This is a genomic window from Gemmatimonadaceae bacterium, assembly GCA_019752115.1.
Lineage (GTDB): Bacteria > Gemmatimonadota > Gemmatimonadetes > Gemmatimonadales > Gemmatimonadaceae > Gemmatimonas.
On the sequence record JAIEMN010000022.1, the window covers coordinates 184,438 to 190,496 of the forward strand.

Annotated in this window: 6 protein-coding genes; 3 read left to right on the plus strand and 3 right to left on the minus strand. The window is 69.7% G+C overall.

The window, feature by feature from the left end:
• Window positions 1-8: 8 nt before the first annotated feature.
• From K2R93_11760 to K2R93_11770, 3 genes are read right to left on the minus strand one after another with little or no spacing between them, the layout of a single operon-like run.
• Window positions 9-1,142, minus strand: coding sequence for an efflux RND transporter periplasmic adaptor subunit (locus tag K2R93_11760; GenBank protein MBY0490508.1), 1,134 nt, complete (start codon window positions 1,140-1,142; stop codon window positions 9-11).
• Window positions 1,139-2,686, minus strand: coding sequence for a TolC family protein (locus K2R93_11765; protein ID MBY0490509.1), 1,548 nt, complete (start codon window positions 2,684-2,686; stop codon window positions 1,139-1,141). Before K2R93_11765 ends, K2R93_11760 begins: the two co-directional genes overlap by 4 nt.
• On the minus strand, window positions 2,683-3,348 hold the full coding sequence (locus tag K2R93_11770) for a TetR/AcrR family transcriptional regulator (GenBank protein ID MBY0490510.1): 666 nt from the start codon (window positions 3,346-3,348) through the stop codon (window positions 2,683-2,685). The genes K2R93_11765 and K2R93_11770 overlap by 4 nt, the downstream gene beginning before the upstream one ends.
• Window positions 3,349-3,434: 86 nt before the next feature.
• Here K2R93_11770 and K2R93_11775 point away from each other — a divergent pair, with 86 nt between their 5' ends.
• From K2R93_11775 to K2R93_11785, 3 genes are read left to right on the plus strand one after another with little or no spacing between them, the layout of a single operon-like run.
• Window positions 3,435-4,661 (plus strand): XdhC family protein, encoded by a 1,227-nt coding sequence (locus K2R93_11775; protein ID MBY0490511.1) that lies wholly within the window; start codon window positions 3,435-3,437, stop codon window positions 4,659-4,661.
• A gap of 4 nt (window positions 4,662-4,665) precedes the next feature.
• A complete protein-coding gene (locus K2R93_11780; protein MBY0490512.1) occupies window positions 4,666-5,292 on the plus strand; it encodes a nucleotidyltransferase family protein in 627 nt (208 codons plus the stop codon).
• 29 nt (window positions 5,293-5,321) lie between these two features.
• Window positions 5,322-5,822, plus strand: coding sequence for a DinB family protein (locus K2R93_11785; protein ID MBY0490513.1), 501 nt, complete (start codon window positions 5,322-5,324; stop codon window positions 5,820-5,822).
• Window positions 5,823-6,059 lie beyond the last annotated feature (237 nt).

Genomic DNA, 6,059 nt, shown 5'->3' on the forward strand with positions numbered 1-6,059 from the left:
GTCCGGCCTCAGTTCTTGACGGGCTTTTGTGCCGGAGCCGTCGCATCCTTCGGCGCGGACACGGTGATCGACGTGCCCGCGGAGATGCCGCGCGCCGCCCCGAGCAGTACCGTGTCGCCACCCGCGAGTCCCGACGTGATCTCGAGCAGCTCGGCCGCGTCATCACGCAGCCCGACCTGCACTTCGATCTTCTCCACCTTGCCGTTCTTGACGCGCATCACGTTGGCCACGATGCCCGTCTGATCGACGGCCTGTTCGGGCACCAGCACCCCCACACGCTTCTGGGACGCCACACGCCCTTCGACGAAGAGCCCCGCGACGAGCGCGTTCGCGCCGTTGGGCACGGTGGCCTGAATGCCGACCTGCTTGGTCTGCGCGTTCACCATCGGCGCCACGCGGCTGATCTTGCCGACGAGCTCGCGATTGGCGCCATTGACCGTGAACATGACCGGCGCGCCCACGTGCACATCACCGAGCGCCGTGGCCGGCACCGACGCTTCGACACGCAGACTGCGCGGATCGATCACGGTGAACAGCGCAGCACCCGGCGACACGATGTCGCCCGGGCTCACCGACTTTTCCGCCACCACGCCCGCGAACGGCGCGCGGATGGTCGCGTTCTTGAGGTTCTTCTCCGCGGTCGCCACGCGCGACTTGGCATCGGCGAGCTGCGCCTGCGCCCCCAGATTGGCGCGCTGCGCACTTTCGACATCGCGATCGGCGATGGCGCCAGCCGCCGACAGCGCCTGCGCGCGCTTGAGCTCCCGTTCGGCCTGCTCCGCCGCCAGTGCCGCCTGCGCGGCACCGGAGCGTGCCGACGCGGCGGCATCGCGCAGCACCGCATCATCGATCCGGGCGAGCGTCGTGCCTTCCGACACCGGCTGCCCTTCGTCGACATACGTCTGCAGCACCGCACCGGCCACTTCGGCGCGGATGCGCGCCTCGCGATCGGCGACGAGCGTGCCGGAGATCGCGGGGCCGCTCTTGAGCGTGTCCGTGCGCGCGACCGCGATGTTCTCGGGGCCGATCGCCTGCACGGTGGGCGTGGTGGCCGAAGCATCGGCCTTGTCCTTTTTGCCGCAGGCCGCAGCAGCGAAGGCAACAGCGAGGAGAAGCGCCGACTGGCGCAAAGGGGTCGTCATCGGCCGGTTCCGGTAGTCGTGGGAGCGGCGCTCGTGCTACCGAGCGGCAGGTAGGGCAAGAGTTCCAGGCGCTTGCGGGCGACCTGCAGGTCGCGCGCAGCGCGGGCCCGGTTCGCGAGCGCCTGCTGGAGCTGCACGCGCGAATCCGAGAGTTCGATCTGCGTGGAGATACCTTCGCGGAAGCGCACTTCCGCGATGTCGTAGGCGCGCTGCGCCTGTTCAGCGGTACCCACACTCGCCAGCCAGGTGGCTTCGGCTTCGGTGAGCTGCAGCGTGGCCTGCCGCGCGTCGAGCGAGGCGTTCTCCTGCGCGAGCTTGAGACGCTGGCGGGCATCGGCCACGCCGGCTTCGGCCTGCAGGATCTGCCCCTTCACGTTGCCGCCGGTGAACAGCGGATACGAGAAACCGAGCCCCACCGTCCAGTTCGGAAAGAAGTCGCGCAGACTCGACGGCAGCGCATTGACCGGATAGGCGAGACGCTGGTACTGCGTGTTGGCGCTCAGCTGCGGCAACCGCGCCGCCTTGGCCGCACGGAGCTGCTGCTCCGCGACGCTCACCGACTTCTCGGCCTGCTTCACCGACGCGCGGGAGCGACTGGCCGTATCGGTCGCGGCCACCACCTGCGACACACTGCTCGAGACGCGCGGGTCGATCGTCAGCACGGTGGACGGATCCACCGTCACCGTCGTGACCGGAGCCGCCGTGGCGGCCGGCGCCACCGGCTGCTCGGCAATGCTGTCGGTGAGCACGAGCGGCGTGTTCGCCGGCAGATCGAGCAGATTGCGCAGCCGAGCGAACGCGAGCTCGCGCTGCGTCTTGGACTGCAGCCAGGCCGGCCGCTGATTGTCGCGGGTGACCCGGGCGCGGATCAGTTCGAACTCCGACGCCGAGCCGACGCTGCGGGTGAGCTGTACCTGGCGGAGCGTCCGCTCCGACTGCACGAGCGTCGATTCCGCGATGGTCACGAGACGGTCGGCGAGCGCCGCATCGTAGTACGCCTGCGTGACATCGAGCTGCACCTGCGCCTGTGCGCTGGTGATGCCGATCTCGGCGCTCTCGCGCTGCAGACGGGCCGCCTTGATGTTGGCCGTCGCTCGTCCACCGGTGAAGATGGGCTGCGACGCCGCGATCCCCGCGGTCAGGGTGTACTCACTCGCAAAGATGCGGGTGATGCTCGCAGCGGGATTGCTACCGCCACTGCTCGACGTATCGCTGCCGCCGCTGGAACTGCCGCTGCTGGCGCGCTTGGAGATCGCCGCGAACTGATTCTCGAGCGTCTTGCGCCAGTCGAGGGTGGTGTTGACCTGCGGGAGCAGCGCCGAGCGCGCCGAGCCGAGCGCGCCGCGCGCGCGCTGCTCGCCGGCCTTGGCGATGGCGACCTGCTCGGAGGTGGCACCGGCGAGCGACAGCGCCTCGGCCAGCGACAGCGGCCGTGGCGCCGGTTGCGCCGGCGCCTGCTGCGCGGCGCCGACGGACGGCGCGAACGCAAGCAGGGTGAGAGTCAGTGCGCGGCCTACGGTACGCGCACCCGGAAGAGGCATCATTCGGGCACCGCCGATGTGGTGAAAGGGCGCATCGGTGTGCCGACGTCGGCGTCGCTGGCGGCAGGAGCCGCCGGCAACGCGCCGAGTCCGCGCAGGAAGATGCGCACGTACGCTCGCAGGCTGTCGTCGACGGTCTGCGAGAACATTTCGGGCATGAGCTCGCGATGCATGGCATCGGAGAACAACGCCCCCATGAGCATGGTGACGGCCGCGGCGACCTCGGTGGGCGAGATCTGTTCGGGGCCGGCGATGAGCCCGTTGCGGCGCAGCTTGACGACGTAGTCGCGAAGCGACGCCGCCGCGCTGTTGGGCCCCTGTGACGCACAGCTGGCGGCGTCGGGGCGTTCGAGCGCGTCGGACATCATCTGTTGCACCAGGGCGCGGCGGGACGCGACATGGACGTGCTGCGCCATCATCCAGCGCAGCAGTTCGGCCTCGGGATCGGCCGGGACTTCGGGGAAGGCGACCACCCCATCGAGGGCCGCCAGCTCCCGCATCATCGTATCCAGGAGGGCGTCCTTGGAGCCGAAGTGGCGGAAGAGGGTGACCTCGTTGACGCCCGCCTCTTCGGCGATGCGTCGCGTGGTGGCGCCCCGCCAGCCGTGCTGGGCGTAGACCACGGCGGCGGCGTGGAGAATGCGGTGTCGGAGATCGTCTACCATGACCTGAGATTAAAGCAAGTGGTTACTTGCTCGCAAGTGGGTACTTGCTTCGGTTAACAACGGAAAGCGCCATAGCAAAGTTTCAGGTGCGCGCCATCGAGGGGGCGAGTAGACTCCGGCAGTCCTTCCCGGAGCCTCCTCTGACCGGATTTGCCGACCTCGCCCGCGCTGCGGCGGCCGCCCTCGAGGCGCGGCCGACGGTGCCGCTCGCCCTGGCCACGCTGGTGGCGGTCGAGGGGTCGTCGTACCGCCAACCGGGCGCGCGCCTGCTGGTGGACGCGGAGGGGCGGATTCTGGCCGGCGCGGTGAGTGGGGGGTGCCTCGAAGGCGATGTCGCCGCGCGCGCCGCCGCCGTCTGCGCCTCGGGCGAGGCGATTCGCCTTCGCTACGACCTGCGCACTGACCTCGAAACGATCTGGGGGTTCGGGGCCGCCTGCGACGGCATCGCCCATCTGCTCCTGGAGCCCCTGCCCGACTGGCGGTGGCTGGCCGACGCCGATGCGCAACGCCAGCGGCGCGCCGGGGGGGCCGTGCTCACCGTGGTGCATGCCACCGGTGGGCGGAGTGGGCTTGCCCCACTCGCAGCGCTGGATGCCCCGGAGATCGAGGCGGCGATCGACACCGCGCAGCGCATTGCGGCGCCGACGCTCGTGGAGCTCGACGCGGAGCAGAGCCTGCTCGTGGACCCACTCGTGGCGCCGATTGCGCTGCACTGTGTCGGGGCGGGACGCGGCGCCGAAGCGTTCGCCCGGATTGCCGCCACGCTCGGCTGGACCGTCACGATCCTCGACCATCGCCCGGCGATGCTCGACGGGCTCGAGGTACCGCCCGGCGTTCGCACGGTTGCGCTGCGTGGCATCGATGACCTCGCGGCGGCGCTGACCACCCTGCCCTGCGATGCCCGTACGGCGGTCGCGTTGCTGTCGCACGTGTTCGAGGCAGACGCCGCCTGGTTGGCGATGTGCCTGCCATTGCCGGTGAGCTACATCGGGCTGCTGGGCTCTCGGCGCCGCGGCGCGCAGCTGCTCGATCGCGTCGCCGCCACCTGCGCCGAGCAGGGGAGGCCGCTGGTGCCGCGCGTACGCCAGAAGGTGTACGCCCCCATCGGCCTCGATCTCGGTGGGGAAGATCCGGCGTCGATTGCGCTCGCCGCGATCGCCGAGATCGAGGCGGTCCTGCACGGACGCCCGGGCGGGTTTCTGCGCGAACGCCAGAGCCCCATTCACACGCGGACGCCAACACCGCGGCTGCGCGACACCGAGCCCGAGCCGATCACGCCGACCCAGTGCGCGACCCCGTTGCCGCCGCGGTGACGCGGTGACGCACCCCGCCGCGCCGGTCGGCGGCGTACTGCTCGCCGCAGGCCAGTCCTCTCGGCTCGGAGAGCCGAAGCAGTTGCTCCGAGATGCGGCGGGGGAGCCGCTCGTGCGCCGCATGGCGCGAGTCCTCCTCGAGGGCGGTTGCTCGACGGTGTCGGTGGTGACCGGCGCGGCGGCGGATGACGTCGTTGCCGCGTGCGTTGCCCTCGGCGACCGTGTGCAACCGGTGCACAATGCGCACTTCGCCGAGGGGATGGGCACCTCGATCGCGTGCGGCGTGGCCGCGCGGCCGTCCGATCAGGCGGTGATCGTGGCGACCTGCGACATGCCGGCCGTGGACGCGGCCCATGTGCAGGCGCTGCTCGCGGCGAGTGCCGACGGCCGTCTGCGGGTGGCGTCGAGCTACCCGGTATCGGATGGATCGAGCGAGCTCGTCCGTGGCGTTCCCGCGCTCTTTCCGCCCTATGATCGCGAGATGCTGCTGGCGCTCACCGGCGACCGTGGCGCCCGCGATCTCCTGAGGCAAAGCGACACACTTTCGGTTTTTATTCGTAACGGTAGCTTGGATCTCGACACCCCCGCCGACGTGGCGCGTTGGCATGCGATCCGCGTCGCGCCGGGGTAGTCCGACCTCCACCTTCCGCCTCCCCCACCATGGCCTCCCCGCTCTTCGCCACCGCCCTCGGCGATCTCGACCACGAGTTTGCGCAGACCCGGCGCATGCTCGAGCGCGTTCCGCAGGACCATCTCGACTTTGCGCCCCACGCGAAGAGCTGGCCGCTCAAGAAGCTCGCGCGCCATCTGTGCGACTTCCCGGAGTGGGCGCTCTACACGCTGCAGACCACGGAACTCAACTTCGACACGCCGATGCCGGCGAAAGAGATTCCGTCTAGCAGCGCCGAGTATCTGCAGCTGTGGGATGCCGGCGTTGCTGCACTTCAGGCCTATCTGCCGCAGGTGACCGACGCCGATCTGGGCGTGGAGTGGCGCGCGCTGGCGGGCGGGCACGCGGTGATCAAGGGGACCCGCGCCGAGATCATTCGGAGCATGGTGATCAATCACATGATCCATCATCGGGCGCAGCTGTCGATCTACTATCGACTCGTGGGTGTGGCGTTGCCGGGGATGTATGGGCCGACGGCGGATGACGCGTGAGTGGTGAGTGGTGAGGAACCCCTCAGGCGTCAGGGGGGAGGACAAAAGGAAGTGGGCATCAGGACCGCGGTTCGCGCTGTCCTGATGCCCACTTCCTCTACGCCTCCCCCCTGATACCTTGTATGTCCAAGGTGATGCCTCGCAGGTCAGATTTGGGATGGCGGCAGCTCGCCTTCATGCCTCGTGCCGTGAGCACGTCCCTCAGTTCGAGCGCCGCCACTCCCATCGTCGTAAGCC

Bases quoted from the DNA above. Each gene is read 5' to 3' on its own strand.
- K2R93_11760 (MBY0490508.1), bottom strand. From the start codon at position 1,142: ATGACGACCCCTTTGCGCCAGTCGGCGCTTCTCCTCGCTGTTGCCTTC.
- K2R93_11765 (MBY0490509.1), bottom strand. From the start codon at position 2,686: ATGATGCCTCTTCCGGGTGCGCGTACCGTAGGCCGCGCACTGACTCTC.
- K2R93_11770 (MBY0490510.1), bottom strand. From the start codon at position 3,348: ATGGTAGACGATCTCCGACACCGCATTCTCCACGCCGCCGCCGTGGTC.
- K2R93_11785 (MBY0490513.1), top strand. From the start codon at position 5,322: ATGGCCTCCCCGCTCTTCGCCACCGCCCTCGGCGATCTCGACCACGAG.